The sequence below is a fragment of the Alteromonas nitratireducens genome, assembly GCF_040812025.1.
Taxonomy (GTDB): domain Bacteria; phylum Pseudomonadota; class Gammaproteobacteria; order Enterobacterales; family Alteromonadaceae; genus Alteromonas; species Alteromonas nitratireducens.
Window position 1 is genome coordinate 61,245 of the sequence record NZ_JBFNPK010000005.1, and the last position, 14,990, is coordinate 76,234.

Below are 14,990 nucleotides of genomic sequence, written 5' to 3' on the forward strand. Positions count from 1 at the left end.
CATGCCGGATGACCCCCATTCCGAATTGCTTTCACTGGCCAAAGATGTCGCCCGCGAAGCGGGTGAGGCCGTACTGACCGTTTACGATAACGGCGATTATGACGCCTACAGCAAGGCCGATGCGTCGCCGGTTACCAGCGCAGATTATCTGGCCAACGACATCATTAACAAACGCCTGAATGCCGCCACGCCAGACATTCCCATTCTTTCCGAAGAGAACAAGCAGGCCGCGCTGGCTGAGCGCAAACACTGGCAACGCTACTGGCTGATCGATCCGATTGACGGCACGCAGGAATTTATTGCCCGTAGCGGCGATTTCGCAGTCAATATTGCCCTTATTGAAAACAACGAGCCGGTCATTGGCGTGATTTTCTGGCCACCCGGACAGACACTGTATTACGCATCGAAAGGACAGGGTGCCTATAAACAGTGTCCGGATGAGGAAAAACGTATTCATGTTCGCAAGCTCGACGATCCACACAACAGTGTGGTGATGATTGCCATCAGTCGTCGCCAGTCACGCCATAAAGTGATTTCCCGTCTTTGTGCAAAGCGTGTCTATCAAACCCTGCCGCTGGGCAGTTGCTCGCTGAAAGCCTGCTTTATTGCCGAAGGAAAAGCCGACGTATTCATGCGTATTGGTGTTACCGGTGAATGGGATACCGGTGCATCGCAATGTATCGTGTCAGAAGCGGGCGGCAGTATTCTCGCGGTAGACTTTGAACCGCTTACCTACAACCAGCGTCACACCCTGGAGAACCCGGACTTTGTCGTTTTAGGTGATCCAAGTGTGCCCTGGCAGGATATTGTTCAGTACGACAACGACGTCCCGGATGAGCCATAAGTCCGCTCAACCGACCCCATTTATCTTTTTTCGCACTTTGGAGTTATGCAATGAAGCTGATTAGTAAGTCTTTACTCACCACAGCAGTTTTGTCACTTGGCGCCACCTTTCCTGCCGCCGCCGACTGGATGCTGAATGACGACGCCAGTGCACTGCACTTTATGACTACCAAAAATGCGCAGGTCAGCGAAGTGCACCAGTTTCACTCCTTATCCGGCAGCGTAACTGATGATGGCGCCCTGACAGTGTCGGTTGACCTCGCGTCAGTCGATACCGCCATTGATATCCGCAATACCCGGATGAAAGAAATGCTGTTTCAGGTTGCCGACTTCCCGCACGCGACATTTACTGCCAGCCTGCCTGAATCGATGACCGCACTGGAGAGTGGCGACACCGAGACGGGCACGGTAGACGGCACACTGACCCTGCATGGTGAGGCTGTGCCAGTGTCGTTTCAGGTCCGTGCCAGTAAGCTGAATGACACCACCATGGTCGTCTCGACGGTTGCACCTACGCTGATTAAAGCAAAATCATTCGGACTCAGTGACGGTGTGATGGCATTGCAGAACATTGCGGGGCTTAACAGTATTACCACTACGGTACCACTGACCTTCTCGGTGGTATTTTCGAAATAACCTGAGACATCCCCGCTGTAGCAGCGGGGATTTTTTTAAAGGTGCTGCGCCAGCGCGATATCTTCTGCTGGCATGCTGTCCAGAGATTGTACCGGCATCGGACGCCAGCGCTCAGCCGGTAACGCCGGTATCTTTGCTTTTTCACGGGTTATCGCAAAACAACGCTCGGCGACGTTGACCCGCTTAATTACCTTGCAGGGACTGACGGCATTATCTGTTGTCATCCACTGCGCACCGGCCAGACGATGGCTGGTCAGACGGATCAGGGGAGCCGCCAGCAGCATCGGCAGCAACACCGGTAACAGCCAGTAAAACAGGGATGGCGTAAAGTACCAGGTCGTCACCCCCCAGCAAACTGCCAGGCAGCTCATAAGCTGGGTATAGCGAATACTGACACGCCACGGCACAGTGGCGCCATCACGCGCCTGAGCCTCCCAGCTGACTTTATGCCCTACCAGCACACTGAGTATAAAATAGCTGTGATAGAACATCATCAGCGGGGCAATGAGCATTGCCATGATCGCTTCGAGCAACGCATTTTTAAGCAGGGTAGCCACACCACCAAAGGCTTCGGGCTGTTTGATAAGTGCCAGAATAACCCCCAGCACTTTGGGCAGCGTCAGCAGCGCAGCGGTCCCCCACAGGGTTTGCTGCATCATGTCATGACGGGCAACCTGCCAGTCGGGAAACAACTGGTATTCAGACGTGAAAAACGTGGGCAGTGTCACCGCACGGACCAGCGCATCGGCTGTCCCGAGCAACAGCATGACAAACAGCAGCAGGGACGACAGGTAGGCGAACGCCCCAAACAGGAAGTGCAGACGACTGCGCAGGGTGAGTCCCTTGGTCATCAACAGCCCCAGGTGCTGAATATTACCCTGTAACCAGCGACGGTCACGCACTGCATAATCGACCAGATTCGCCGGCACCTCTTCGTAACTGCCGTCGGTATCCAGCAACAAGAATACCTGCCAGCCAGCACGTCTGAGCAAGGCGGCCTCAACAAAGTCATGGCTGAGTATGTCTCCACCAAAGGCGCCTTTGCCGGGTAGTGACGGCAGCCCACAGCACGCCATAAACGGGGCAATCCGGACAATCGCGTTATGTCCCCAGTAGTTGGCGCTGTCGGTTTGCCAGAACGACAGCCCGGTCGCCAGCATCGGGCTGTATAAACGCGATGCGAACTGCACAAAACGACCAAACACTGTGTGCTGGCGCACAGGCATAGGAATCGTCTGGATCAGCGCCGTATCGGGGTTTTGCTCAATCCGGCGCGCCAGGTCGAGCATGCGCTCCGCCGACATCATACTGTCAGCATCCAGCACAATCATGGCTTCATAATGACTGCCAAAGCGCTGGCAGAAATCTTTCAGGTTGCCCACTTTACGTTCACTGTTAACCTCACGGCGACGATAAAACAGTTGATCGGCATGGCGGGACAGTCTGCGGGTAAGCCGTTGCCAGGCTTTCAGCTCGGCGTCTGCGAGTGCGACGTCCTGAGTATCGCTGAGCATATAAAAATCGAACTGACGCCCCTCTTCCGTTTCCAGCAGTTCGCGAACGCAGGCCTCAAACCCGACCATAATGCGACGGGTGTCCTCATTGTAGACCGGCATAACCACCGCATAGCGTGCCATCAGCTTGTTGCCAGACGCAGGGGCATGTTGTCTTGAACGCAGACTCAGCGGATCACGTTCAGTTACTGACAGCACAAAGCCAATCACCGCAGTCCAAAATGCCATCGTAAGCCAGGCAAACAGAATGACACCGGGCACAAGCTGTGCAATCTCCAGTCCGGTCAGGCCATTAGGCGCAAATATTTCATACAGACTCCATCCCGCCAGCCCCGTGCTGGGTAGGACGAGCAGCGCCATAACGATCAGCCGCAGCGCAGGCAGTGTCGCAATAAACGCCAGCGACGCAGCATGCTCACTGGTTTCAGAGACCCTGGTAGACATAATTCCATACCTCACTTAGTTGCTGACCTTCGCTATCGATAAACAGCCGCATATCGACAGCCCCTTCGTTTTCACGTGAAAACAGGAACGTTACCCGCCATGCCTTACCGTCATTGACGGGAAACAATCTGACTTCGCTGATAGTGCCGTTCATCGCATGAACAACAGGACGCGCAGTATCGGGCAGCACGACGCCATCCGCCGGGCGATAGTCAACGACAACGCGCTGCTGCGCAGTCGCAGCGTCCTTGCTGTCACCGGGCAACACGGTGTCGCCAAACCGGGTATGCATGACCCGCGCTTGCTGGTGTGTTGCCGGGGAGTCACCCATGGTTGTCAGGGTGTAGGCAAAGTAGCGGCCCTGCCCCTGCTCAAGCGGCGCCGTCGGGACCCAGTAAGCGACAATGTTGTCATTGGTTTCTGATGTAGTAGGGATTTCCACCAGCTCAAGCCGGCCAGATGTAAAGCCTGCCTCGGGTGTTACCCACAAGCCCGGGCGTTTGTGATAATGCGCTTCCGCGTCCAGATAATGCTGCCATTCGCGGTCACGCTGCAGCATGCCAAAGCCCTGTGGCTTATCATCACTCAGCGAGGTAATTTGCAGTCGGGCGGGATTGGTGAGGGGGCGCCAGATCCACTCACCCTGGCCGGTGTGCATCAGGACTCCGTCACTGTCATGCACTTCCGGCCGGTAATCATGAACCTGCCGTGGCGTATTCTCGCCATACAGAAACATGCTGGTGAAAGGCGCAACGCCCAGTTTTTTCACCGTCTTACGGGCAAACAGCCAGCTTTTTACGCTGACCCTGGTCGGTGCGCCCGGGGTAATGTTAAACGCGTAGGTTCCCGCCACAGACGGACTTTCAACGCGCGCATACACGGTCAGCGTGTCTTCCTGATGATGCCGGTTAAGCCAGAAGCCGGTGAAATAAGGAAACTCCTCACCAGAGGACAGACCCGTATCAATGGCCAGTGCGCGGGCCGACAACCCGTAAACCTGCCCCTGACCAACCAGCCGGAAATAGGACGCGCCTAAAAACACCGCGAACTCGTCTTTATAATCCTGGCGGTTTATCGGGTAGTGCAGACGAAATCCTGCAAAGCCCGGCTGCTTACCCGCCAGTGCAGCCAGCGGCGCCGCACTGTCTTCGTACCGGAACCAGTCGGGCTGGAAGGTTATCGCACGTGGCTCACCGGTCGCGGACACATCGAACACGGACACCGGTTGGTTGTAGAGAAAGCCGGGGTGAAAAAACTGCGCCTCGAAGGCCGACGATCCGCGCCACAGACTATGCTCGGCATTAAAGCGGATAGCCCGGTACTGCTGATAATCCATATTCCGGACAGATTCATCCATCGCTACCTTGTTTACCTGATAGGCGTGTGCGGCAGACTGGCGTGCCTCTGCGATAAGCTCGTTCAGCAACGGGCTGTCTCCCTGTGGCAATGGCTCGGCGGCATTCACCTCACGCGCACTGCTAAGCACCAGCGTAATCGTAAGTACGGCGATAACGGTAATACCAATAATGGTTAAACCGGATATCAGCCTGTATGCCTGCATAAGCAGGCTTTCAGAAGACGGACGATTCGCTGACGGCTGTTTGGTCTTGCCTTGCTTCATAGAATTCGATTGCTCCGGGTTCGTCGGCTTTTGCATTACAAACCGAAAATAAGAGCAACATCGCAAAGGACGTTCCAACTTTATGAGTCAGCAAGAAATAAAAGATTAGTTATTATAAAACAGTAGGTTATTTAAATTTCGGCGAATTAAGCAGCGCTGCGCCGTGATAAAACAACGCGAGCGCAACGAGAAGAGTGTTGGTTATTTGCAACACTTAGCCGGGCAGGAGAGGTTAATAATTCGCTGTGCCAGTGACACACTGACGGAGCCGGTCTGGTAACGCCTCTGACATCTGCTGGCGGTACCCGGCGTACTGCGCGACCAGTGCATCGACGCTACCATCCTCTTTCATGGTTCGTATCGCCTGCTGCAGCGCATTCGCCAGTTGCGGGCTGGTAAGCTTATTCAGCGCCAGATAATTACCCCGCAACATATCATGATTGATAGCGAGCACCGGTACGACATCTTCCGGGCCAAGATTGACGCTGGCCAGCTGGGAGGCCAGCGTAATTGATGAGCCAATCATCAAATCCAGCTTTCGCAGCGAAAACATCCGGGCATCCTGGTGCTTCTGCGAGTAAGTGAGGTAGTGCACACCTTCGGTCAGCCCCATGTTGTTGAGCACGTTCTGATAAATGTCACCTCGCTGGATCCCAATCGTATACTGTTTCAACGTGATGTCATCAGTCACCTGAATATCATCACGGTCTTTTAGGCGATAAAAACAGGAATAACTGGAGACCAGGGGCCCAACCCACAGAAACGCCGCTTCTCTTTCATCAATGCGGGATGTGGAGAACAGCCCGACATTGGCAGACTTTAACGCTTCCGACATGCCGCGATTCCAGGGCACCAGATTCATATGACAGGTAATGCCTGCCATGTCGCATGCTCTGGTAACAATATCGGCGTTGATACCGCGCACCACGCCGGTATCCAGAAAACTGTAGGGCGGGAAGGTTTCTGTATAGAGGGTTAATTCAGCGAGCGACTCTCTCCCTTTTGCCGGCAGCGTAAGAAGGTACAGTAATACCAGTAAGGTGGATTTTTTTCATCTGGTTACCCAGCGGAGATCACAGTCTTCACGGTAATCTGTTGGCACCGCGGGGTCAATAGCGCATAACGGTACCGGATTTTGTTTTTTGTCTGGTAAGGCAGGCTAAGCCGGCTTCTCAGCAGCAATTACCTGCTCCGGATTCATCACCCAGCACCGGTCGTTGTGGGTAAAGCCCAACGCCGGATAATAGCGGTTGGCGTCAGGGGCAGAGATAAGAATCAGCTTACAGTGGGGACCAAGCTGCTGCTGTGTTAATGCCAGCAGCTTTCGGCCGATACCGCCTTTTTGCTGTGATGATGCAACCGCAAGGTCAGACAAGTAACAGGCGTAATGAAAGTCCGTCACACTGCGGGCAATGCCAACCAGCTCATCACCCTGCCAGGCGCTCACCACAAGGTTACTGTTGGTCAGCATGCTGTCTATGCACGCGCGGTCTTCAACCGGCCGGCGTTCGGCTAACGTTGAGCTGTAAAGCAGTTGTATGAACGTGCTGGTAGCGACAGGGGCGTTTATCCTGAATGTTATGCCATCCGCATGCTTGTCTTCCATCGGCGTCAATTCGCGTTCAGTTTATGCATCTGTCTGGCCTTTATCCCGTAATCGTGCCGATTCGTTCAAACAGCAAATCAAAGTCAACTGGCTTTGGTATGAAGTCACACCCGGCAATTCCCTGAGCAATTTCTTTAAACTCCTCTGTCGAGTGGGCCGAAAGGAAAATAATCGGTAACGTTTGAGCGGACTCCGTCGCTCTGACACGCTTCGCGACCTCCGTACCATCGATATCAGGCAAACCAATGTCTAATAACATCAGCTCGATATCATTACGCTCAGATAACACCGCAAGTGCGGCTTGCCCACCGGAGACGGATATAACATCATAACCGCGAAGCTTAAGTCGCTCCGTCAGCATAAGCTGATTAATTTCATTATCTTCTACCGACAAAATAGCCATCTCACTGTCCTTTCACCGGAAGCGTTACAGTAAACTTACTGCCATGATTTTTGCGTGATTCGACACTGATGCTGCCACCGAGAAGTTCAACAAACCGTTTGGTAATACTAAGCCCCAAACCTGTTCCCGCATATCTTTTTGTACTGCTTGAATCGGCCTGGCGAAACGGCTCAAATATAACCTCAAGATGACTCGCCTCAATACCAATACCACTGTCTGTTACTGTGATAATAATATGCGGCCCGTTCGGCTTATTCACGCGAGCTACAGTTATGTTAACTATTCCATTTTCGGTAAACTTAACTGCATTAGACATCAGATTCACAACGATCTGTTTACACTTTTGCTTGTCTGACTCCAGCAGAATTTGCTCGTCTGGCGACTCAAAAATAATCTGCGTATTCTGTTCATCCGCCAAACTGCGCAACATACTGACAGCGTCCTGGATTATTTCCTCAACACCAAATTTTTCCCATACAACAGTTACCGTACCGGACTCTATTTTGGCGAGGTCTAACGTATCTGACACTATATTGCTTAAATGTTTTGACGATGTGATTACGTTTTCGATGAACATCTGAAGTTTATGATCATCATTGTAGTTCGCAGTGAAATACTCTTGTATCAGCTCAGCAGTGCCCTGAATGCCATGCAGTGGCGTCCGTATTTCATGGTTCATATTCGCAAGAAATTCACTTTTCGCAAGGTTCGCCTGCTCTGCCTCTTCTTTAAGCAATCTCAACGATTCCACCATTTGTTTATTTTTTTGATCGACTTGATACGCTGCGATCAATTGTGCGCAGGTCTTCATCAGAGGTTCCAGAAAGTCGGCAATTTCGTCTGTATATCCGCCCTTTCGGTTGGCAATACCAGCCATTCCAATGAAAGTGTCTGAAAGATAAAACGGTAGCCCCATGAAATGTCTGAGATCAGGGTGACCAGGCGGTAACCCGCCCGCTCGCGGGTCGGATGCGGGTTGATTAGAAATAACCCGCTGTCCAGAAGAAATAACATGTCCGAAGAGTGTGTTCAGATTTCTGAATTCAAGACCAAAAGGCGCATTCTCTTCATAAAATTTGCGGGTTTCGTCATTCCAGGCAATGTTGGTTAGCGCAAAGGTTTTCAAAAAAGGAACGCCGTCCTCTCCATGTCGAATCTCGCCTATGAACCCGTACTCACTTTCGGTCAACTCAAGCAGCGACACCAGCATATCGTTAAACAGCTCGTTAGCACTGAGCTGATTTATGTACTGAGACTGAGCGACACTAATTGCGTTTAACAGGAGCTTTTCGTTCATATGCAGCGCACTCCGGCCTGATCATGTTTATCGACGCGTATTTATGAAGTTAACAGATATGGTCTGAGTATAGTATTAGCCAATAGGATAAAACGTGGTTTATCACTGATTCAGCGTGAGCATCCGACTTACCGTTTTATTCAGCTATGTCCTGACTTCACCGGCAGGTTTAATATCCACCGTTTCGTGCAACTCAGAATAAACCAGTACCGATTCTTTCTTGTGCAGACTGTCGAGCACTTCGGTCACCTTGGTTTCAAAGTCGACTTCCTGCTCACCGTAGTCTGTACCTTCGCGCAGTACAAACGATTCAGCAATGTTTCTCAGGGTGTCAGCGTCCAGTGCATCAAGTGGAATAATCATACTGCCTCCGGTTGTTGCGAGGGGTCCTGTGGCAGATAGTCACTGATGAAGCGCTTCACGCGCTCATGCAGCCACACCCTGGGGCGGAGCAGCGATCCCTGCATAAAGCCAACATGCCCGCCCTGTTCACTCAGCTCCATCGTCACTGCGCGCGCGAGATCGGTTTCCTGCGGCACAATCAGATGATTCATAAACGGGTCGTCAATGCTGTGCAGCACCAGCGTTGGACAGTGTATGGCACTCAGGTAATGAAATGCACTGCACTTTTCATAATAGTCCCGCGCATCGGCATAGCCATGCAAAGGTGCCGTCACCTTGTCGTCGAACTCCATAAAATTGCTTATATTATCGACATCGTCGTGGTTAAGCTGGATAAGTGAGCGATAATCGATGTACGCCATCTTCTTTTTTAGCGTGCGCTTCATACTGCCAAGCAGGTATTTCTGATACACCCGGGAAAAGCCCTGATTGATAGAGCGGGCACATTCATCCAGTTTGAGCGGCGCAGAAATGGCCACCGCGGCGTCAAGCCAGCGCTGCGCCGGGTTTTCGCCCAGCAGTTTCAGCAGCATATTGGCGCCCAAAGAAAATCCGACCGCCACTTTAGGAATGCCCGGGTAACGTTTTTGCAGCCACTCAAGAAAGAAAATTGGATCTTCAGTTTCACCGCTGTGGTAGGCGCGGGCATTGCGATTGGGTTCGCCTGAACATCCGCGAAAGTGCATCATAGCAACCTGCCAGCCCTGATGAGACAGTGTCGCCATCATGTCGTGGGCATAGTGCGACCGGATACTGCCCTCAAGGCCATGGAACATTGCCACCACCCCGGTAGGCTTGTCAGGCTGAGGGCCAAACGCCACATCCACAAAGTCATTGTCCGGCAGCGTCAGTCGTTCCATCCGGTAGGACAAGGGCAAACGCTTTTGGATAAAACGCGGCCAGATAGTCTGAATATGACGGTTTGATGCCCACTTCGGTGCTCGAAAGGTGCTGGCAATAATGCGGCCATGGGCACGGGATGACTGACTCATAGTAGGTGGAATTCCCCTGTTACAACAATGACACAATCACTGACAGATGACGCCGTGCAGCCTCACTGTCCCGGATTTGATAAGAATGAATAAAGGCCGCAACGCTGGCATTCATGATGCCGCCTGACGACGCCGACGGTATGACAACCTTATCAAGCTGCTCCAGCGCACTGACCAGTTGAGCCTGCTGCTCACGTTCCAGCACCAGCTCCTGCGCTTTTAAGACCTCATAGTCGGCCTGGTTTCCGCCGTTGTCCGGGTGCGCCTGACGACGCTGCACACGGTGCTGCTGCAACGCCGACTCGCTGTCTGCAATTGCTGCGCGCAGGTCTGAAAACTGCTTCAGATTGAGCACAACGCCGTTCTCCAGGCACCAGCAAAGCAGCAACAGCAGATTGACATTGACCCCGTGATTATCCTGCAGACTTAAGGCATGTGCAGCAACATCAGACCGGGTATACACCGACACACTGTAATCCCAGAACGCGGCGGCAGACAAATCAACCTTCGACACTGAACGCCTCCCGTGCTGCTTCGAGCGCTTCCTGTTGCTCAAGCCACGCCGCTTCATGCTCTTCAAGTTGTGTGCGCAGTGCTGCCTGTTCATCCAGCAGGGTCATTAATTCCTGCTTACGACTGTCTTCGTACAATGTGGTGTCTGACAGGCTATGCTCAATGGTCTGCAGCTGCTCATTCAGCTTGTCCATTTGTTTTTCGTGTTTCTCGAGCGCCTTTCGGATAGGTGATACCTGCTGGCGAAATTCCGCTTCACGTCGCTTTTGTGCTTTTTTGTCTTCTTTCGGTCGAGCGTCGGCGCCTGCGGCCGGTACCGCCTGATTTTGCTGTGCCAGGATCCAGTCACGGTAATCGTCCAAATCGCCGTCAAACGGTCCCACCCGGCCTGCGTCAACCAGATAAAAGTCCTCGCACACCGCACTCAGCAGGAAACGGTCGTGCGACACCAGCACCATAGCACCACTGAATCCCTGCAGTGCCATATTCAGGGCATGGCGCATTTCCAGGTCAAGGTGGTTGGTCGGTTCGTCCAACAGCAACAAATTGGGCTTCTGATAGACAATCAGCGCCAGTACCAGGCGCGCTTTTTCGCCGCCTGACATCGGTGCCACTGACGACAGCGCCTCATCACCATGAAAACCAAAGCCGCCCAGGAAATCACGCAGTTGCTGTTCCGTGGCTTTGCCATCAATACGCTGAAGGTGAAGCAGTGCTGACGCTTTGGGATCCAGCGTTTCCAGCTGATGCTGGGCAAAATAACCTACCCGAAGGCCTTTCGCAGTAGTAAACGTCCCCTGTTTGGGTGCGTGCTCACCGGCCAGCAGCTTAATCAGGGTCGATTTACCCTGACCGTTGCGGCCCAGCAGACCGATACGGCTGCCCGGAACCAGATTCAGCTTAACTTCATTGAGCACAATGTGATCGCCATAGCCCAGTTGCACATGTTCCATCTGCACCAGCGGATTAGGTAACGCAGGGGGCTCAGCAAACACAAAACTGAACGGACTGGTGGCATGCGCAGGCAGCAGCGTTTCCATCCGTTCAAGCTGTTTAATCCGGCTTTGCGCCTGCTTGGCTTTACTGGCCTTGGCCTTGAAACGGGTAATAAACGATTCGAGATGGGCAATTTTCGCCTGCTGTTTCTCAAACTCAATGTTCTGCTGACGCTCGCGCTCGGCCTTCTGCGTTTCATACGACGAGTAGTTACCGGTGTAAGAAACCAGTTGCCTGTTTTCCACGCTGATAATGGTCGACACCGTATTGTCAATAAAGGCCTTATCGTGGGAGATCAGCAACAGCGTGCCGGTGTAGCGCTGCAGCCACTTTTCCAGCCAGATAACAGCATCCAGATCGAGGTGGTTCGTTGGTTCATCCAGCAACAGTAAATCAGACGGGCACAACAGTGCCTGCGCCAGATTCAGTCGCATGCGCCAGCCGCCAGAAAAGTCAGAGACCGGCGAGGACAGTTGCGCAGTTGAAAACCCCAGACCGGCCAGAATGGTGGCAGCCCGGGCGTCCACGTCGTACGCGCCGGCGGTGTCGAGCAGACCGTGGATTAATGCAATGGCTTCTCCATCCTCGCGTGATTCAGCGTCTTTGAGTTGAGCCTGCAGGGCTCTCAGATGTCGGTCACCATCAATCACATAGTCAATGGCACAGCGGTCTGTTGCGGGCGTTTCCTGCGCCACACTGACAATTCGCCAGTCATCCGGCACGCGGCAGTCACCGGCGTCGAGAGACAGTTCTCCCCGCAGTAATGCAAACAGGCTGGACTTCCCGCAGCCATTACTGCCGATAAGCGCTACTTTATGACCCGGAAACACCTGCGCTGATGCGCCATCAAGCAGTAATTTACTGCCTCGCATCAGACTCACTTCACTGAGTTTTATCATACCTTCCCGCGGGTTAACTCACACAAAGGCGTTATGATAACAAATCTCACGGGTTCAATAATATCCAAGACTGATCAAAGCCGCGTGAAATCTGTATAATTTAACATTCACTGAAACATATTCGCCGCAGATCCTTTTCTGCGCTTCAGACAGGTAACTTTGCAGTATGTCAAAACGGTTAAAACGACGCTTCGTCGCCGGGGCGACCTGCCCTAAGTGCAAGGCATTGGACACCATCTCTCTGTATTTTGAGAACAATGTGGAAAAACTGGAGTGTGTGGCGTGCGGTTATGCAGAGTCGCAGGCGGATGAGCGCATTGCGAAGGTGTCACGTCAGAATGAAAACGTGATTGGTGTCTTCAAACCTGAATAGCCTGCCCTGTGTCATTGGCTGACACTCGCGACCAGGCAGATTAAACCACCGCCCCCGGTCAATAGTGCGGTGGCGGCGTTTCTTCTGACTGTCTGGCGATATTCGACGGCTGGATACTTTTCACCCGGTCAATCACATGTTTTAGCTTAAACGTGACATCATCCAGCTGTTTTTGCTGCGCCGCCAGCGCGTCGTTGAGCGCGTCGATAGTATGTTCCTGAAAAGCCACTTTGGTCTGCAGCTCTTCAATTTCAGCCAGCGCACTGGCCAGTGCATCTGAATCGGTTACTGAATGTTTACTCATTGTGACGTTTCCATAATTCCGCAAGTCCGCTGCTGCTCTGGGTAATGATGTGGTCATCACCGGCAAAACCAACGCCATACACAACGGCCGTGGGCATCGGCGAGGATTCGCGCACAGCGACCTGCCAGGCTTCTACTTTTTCCCCGGTTTTCACGTCCCATAAGTAAACTTGTCTTGAGGGCGAGCCGGTAAGTAAGTATTTACCGTCTTCAGAAAATACAGCATCGGTAAAAATTTTCTGGCGCGCAATATACTGCAACTGGCTGACCGGTTCACCTGTTTGAATATCCCAAATCTGAGATTTGTCCTGACTGCCAGCCGTAAACGCATAACGGCCCTGATCGTCCAGCGCGACTTTTGTTACACGGGTAGGATGGGTAAAGGTATGAATGATCTGGCCGGTTTCGGTACTCCAAAGGTAGGCGGTGTAGTCATTCCCGCCAGACAGGGCATATTTCCCATTCGGAGAAATATCGATACTGTTCACTTTCTCCTGATGCCCCATAAACTCGAGGCGTCGCAGTGTTTCCGGCTCAAAGAACATAATCCGACCCGAGGAACGTGCCACCAGGATCCCCCGTCCCTGATTGCTGACGGCCACATCCCGTATCGATGACTCGTCGATGCGCCAGAACCCGACTGGCTCACCGGTCTCCATGCTCCATAATGCAAAGGCCTCGCGGTCCGACGTCACCACAACCGATTTGTCGGCAGCGATATGCAGCGATACAACCTGATTATTGCCTTCACCCTGATGCGCCCACTGATACAGTGGTGTTTCCTGACCCACCTGCCAGACATTGATGCCGTTTTGCACACCACTGACAACGACAAGCTCGCCGTCGCCGGAAATATCCGCGGCATAGGCGCCGTCTTCAACGTATCGCCATACTTTGACGGGGGTGGTATCGGGCACCGTACACCCGCTGAGTCCCCCAATCGCTACGATGAGTAACCCTATCGAACGGAACAAATGCGGCTTAAACATAATCAAATGGGTTTCGCTTTAGGTCTGCTGCGTTTACCATAGCATGGAATTCGACGCTGACCTATCGCGACGGGACGCCCCCAACGGGCCCTTTTATAAAATGTCGCACGAAGTCAAAAATCACAAATGGAGACGTATATGCAAAAGTCGCTAGTCGCTTTATCGACTGTCGCCGCGCTGGGTTTGTTCGCATGCCAGCCTCAAACTGATAACGCTGAAAGCAAAACAGCAGGCAATAATGCCAGCACGGAAATGGCAGCCGAGCAAATGACCGACGCACAGAAACAAGCGTACGCGATGGGCGCCAGCATGGGCCTGTTCGTGCAACAGCGCGCTCAGCAACAAGAGCAACTGGGTAGCCCGATGGATCAGGCCGCGCTCAGACAGGGTTTTGAAGATGGCATGAATGACACGCTGAAATTTACACAGCAGGAAATTCAGCAGTTTGCACAGCAGGGCGAACAGGCGCTGCGCGCCAAGCAACAGGAAATGGCGCAGGTGCAGGCTGAAGAGAATAAAGCCCAGGGTGAAGCCTACCTGGCTGAGAACGCCAAGCGTGAGGGCGTAGTGACCACTGAATCAGGTCTTCAGTATGAAGTGCTTGAAGCGGGTGAAGGTGACAGCCCGGCTGCAGAAGATACGGTGAAAGTGCACTATCGCGGCACACTGATTGACGGCACTGAGTTCGATTCGTCTTATTCTCGTGGCGAACCAGCCGTATTCCCGCTTAACCGGGTTATCTCAGGCTGGACGGAAGGTGTGCAGCTGATGAAAGAAGGTGCGAAATACCGCTTCCATATCCCGGCTGACCTGGCCTATGGCATGCGCGCTCAGGGCGCTATCACGCCTAACTCTACACTGATCTTTGATGTGGAGCTGCTGGAAGTTGTAGATAACGACGCGGATAGTTCAGACGAGACCAGCGAAGACTAAGCGGTCTTTCAGACAAGCAAAAGCCGACGGTGTAACGTCGGCTTTTTTATTGGCACAGCGTAATCCCTGCTCACCTTTTCCCTACGTGCAATGACACGCACGATGTGTCTGGCACGTTACCCGAATCGCTATCCGGGTTATTCGTCGTAGGCAATTCTTCCGAATCACTGTAAGTATAGTTCAGCGAGAAAAATTCGCTGGGACAGGCAGCCCCGTTTTAGGAATA

16 protein-coding genes are annotated in these 14,990 nt (G+C 52.8%); 4 read left to right on the forward strand and 12 right to left on the reverse strand.

Annotation, left to right across the window (positions count from 1 at the left end; all coding sequences use genetic code 11):
- Position 1 precedes the first annotated feature (1 nt).
- Positions 2-844, forward strand: coding sequence for a 3'(2'),5'-bisphosphate nucleotidase CysQ (gene cysQ / locus AB1N33_RS06295; protein WP_411270695.1), 843 nt, complete (start codon positions 2-4; stop codon positions 842-844).
- Between the two features lie 50 nt (positions 845-894).
- Positions 895-1,479: a YceI family protein gene (locus AB1N33_RS06300; protein ID WP_411270696.1), complete on the forward strand. Its 585-nt coding sequence runs from the start codon at positions 895-897 to the stop codon at positions 1,477-1,479.
- Between the two features lie 35 nt (positions 1,480-1,514).
- Here AB1N33_RS06300 and mdoH read toward each other — a convergent pair whose 3' ends face one another.
- From mdoH to AB1N33_RS06350, 10 genes are all read right to left on the reverse strand, one after another.
- Positions 1,515-3,437: a glucans biosynthesis glucosyltransferase MdoH gene (gene mdoH, locus AB1N33_RS06305; protein WP_411270697.1), complete on the reverse strand. Its 1,923-nt coding sequence runs from the start codon at positions 3,435-3,437 to the stop codon at positions 1,515-1,517.
- The gene (locus tag AB1N33_RS06310) at positions 3,418-5,058 is read right to left on the reverse strand and encodes an OpgD/OpgG family glucan biosynthesis protein (RefSeq protein ID WP_411270698.1); all 1,641 of its coding nucleotides are present in this window, start codon (positions 5,056-5,058) and stop codon (positions 3,418-3,420) included. The genes mdoH and AB1N33_RS06310 overlap by 20 nt, the downstream gene beginning before the upstream one ends.
- Before the next feature lie 232 nt (positions 5,059-5,290).
- Complete coding sequence (locus AB1N33_RS06315; protein WP_411270837.1) at positions 5,291-6,094, reverse strand: substrate-binding periplasmic protein; 804 nt, start codon at positions 6,092-6,094, stop codon at positions 5,291-5,293.
- A 123-nt stretch (positions 6,095-6,217) separates the two neighbouring features.
- Positions 6,218-6,664 (reverse strand): GNAT family N-acetyltransferase, encoded by a 447-nt coding sequence (locus AB1N33_RS06320; protein ID WP_411270699.1) that lies wholly within the window; start codon positions 6,662-6,664, stop codon positions 6,218-6,220.
- Between the two features lie 40 nt (positions 6,665-6,704).
- Positions 6,705-7,067: a response regulator gene (locus tag AB1N33_RS06325; protein WP_411270700.1), complete on the reverse strand. Its 363-nt coding sequence runs from the start codon at positions 7,065-7,067 to the stop codon at positions 6,705-6,707.
- Between the two features lies 1 nt (position 7,068).
- Positions 7,069-8,364 carry a sensor histidine kinase gene (locus AB1N33_RS06330; RefSeq protein WP_411270701.1) on the reverse strand — a complete coding sequence of 432 codons (1,296 nt, stop codon included), beginning with the start codon at positions 8,362-8,364 and terminating at the stop codon, positions 7,069-7,071.
- 144 nt (positions 8,365-8,508) lie between these two features.
- The gene (locus tag AB1N33_RS06335; RefSeq protein ID WP_411270702.1) at positions 8,509-8,727 is read right to left on the reverse strand and encodes a YheU family protein; all 219 of its coding nucleotides are present in this window, start codon (positions 8,725-8,727) and stop codon (positions 8,509-8,511) included.
- Positions 8,724-9,758 carry a hydrolase gene (locus AB1N33_RS06340; RefSeq protein WP_411270703.1) on the reverse strand — a complete coding sequence of 345 codons (1,035 nt, stop codon included), beginning with the start codon at positions 9,756-9,758 and terminating at the stop codon, positions 8,724-8,726. Before AB1N33_RS06340 ends, AB1N33_RS06335 begins: the two co-directional genes overlap by 4 nt.
- 19 nt (positions 9,759-9,777) lie before the next feature.
- Complete coding sequence (locus AB1N33_RS06345; RefSeq protein WP_411270704.1) at positions 9,778-10,272, reverse strand: TIGR02444 family protein; 495 nt, start codon at positions 10,270-10,272, stop codon at positions 9,778-9,780.
- A complete protein-coding gene (locus tag AB1N33_RS06350) occupies positions 10,259-12,166 on the reverse strand; it encodes an ATP-binding cassette domain-containing protein (RefSeq protein ID WP_411270705.1) in 1,908 nt (635 codons plus the stop codon). Before AB1N33_RS06350 ends, AB1N33_RS06345 begins: the two co-directional genes overlap by 14 nt.
- Positions 12,167-12,332: 166 nt before the next feature.
- On the opposite strand from AB1N33_RS06350, the gene AB1N33_RS06355 reads away from it, so the two are divergent.
- Positions 12,333-12,539 carry a YheV family putative zinc ribbon protein gene (locus tag AB1N33_RS06355; RefSeq protein ID WP_411270706.1) on the forward strand — a complete coding sequence of 69 codons (207 nt, stop codon included), beginning with the start codon at positions 12,333-12,335 and terminating at the stop codon, positions 12,537-12,539.
- Between the two features lie 58 nt (positions 12,540-12,597).
- Here AB1N33_RS06355 and AB1N33_RS06360 read toward each other — a convergent pair whose 3' ends face one another.
- Together AB1N33_RS06360 and AB1N33_RS06365 are read right to left on the reverse strand one after the other, a co-directional pair.
- Positions 12,598-12,843 (reverse strand): SlyX family protein, encoded by a 246-nt coding sequence (locus AB1N33_RS06360; RefSeq protein WP_411270707.1) that lies wholly within the window; start codon positions 12,841-12,843, stop codon positions 12,598-12,600.
- Positions 12,836-13,831 carry a WD40 repeat domain-containing protein gene (locus tag AB1N33_RS06365; protein ID WP_411270708.1) on the reverse strand — a complete coding sequence of 332 codons (996 nt, stop codon included), beginning with the start codon at positions 13,829-13,831 and terminating at the stop codon, positions 12,836-12,838. The genes AB1N33_RS06360 and AB1N33_RS06365 overlap by 8 nt, the downstream gene beginning before the upstream one ends.
- Positions 13,832-13,969: 138 nt before the next feature.
- On the opposite strand from AB1N33_RS06365, the gene fkpA reads away from it, so the two are divergent.
- Positions 13,970-14,764, forward strand: coding sequence for an FKBP-type peptidyl-prolyl cis-trans isomerase (fkpA, locus tag AB1N33_RS06370; protein WP_411270709.1), 795 nt, complete (start codon positions 13,970-13,972; stop codon positions 14,762-14,764).
- Positions 14,765-14,990: the final 226 nt, after the last annotated feature.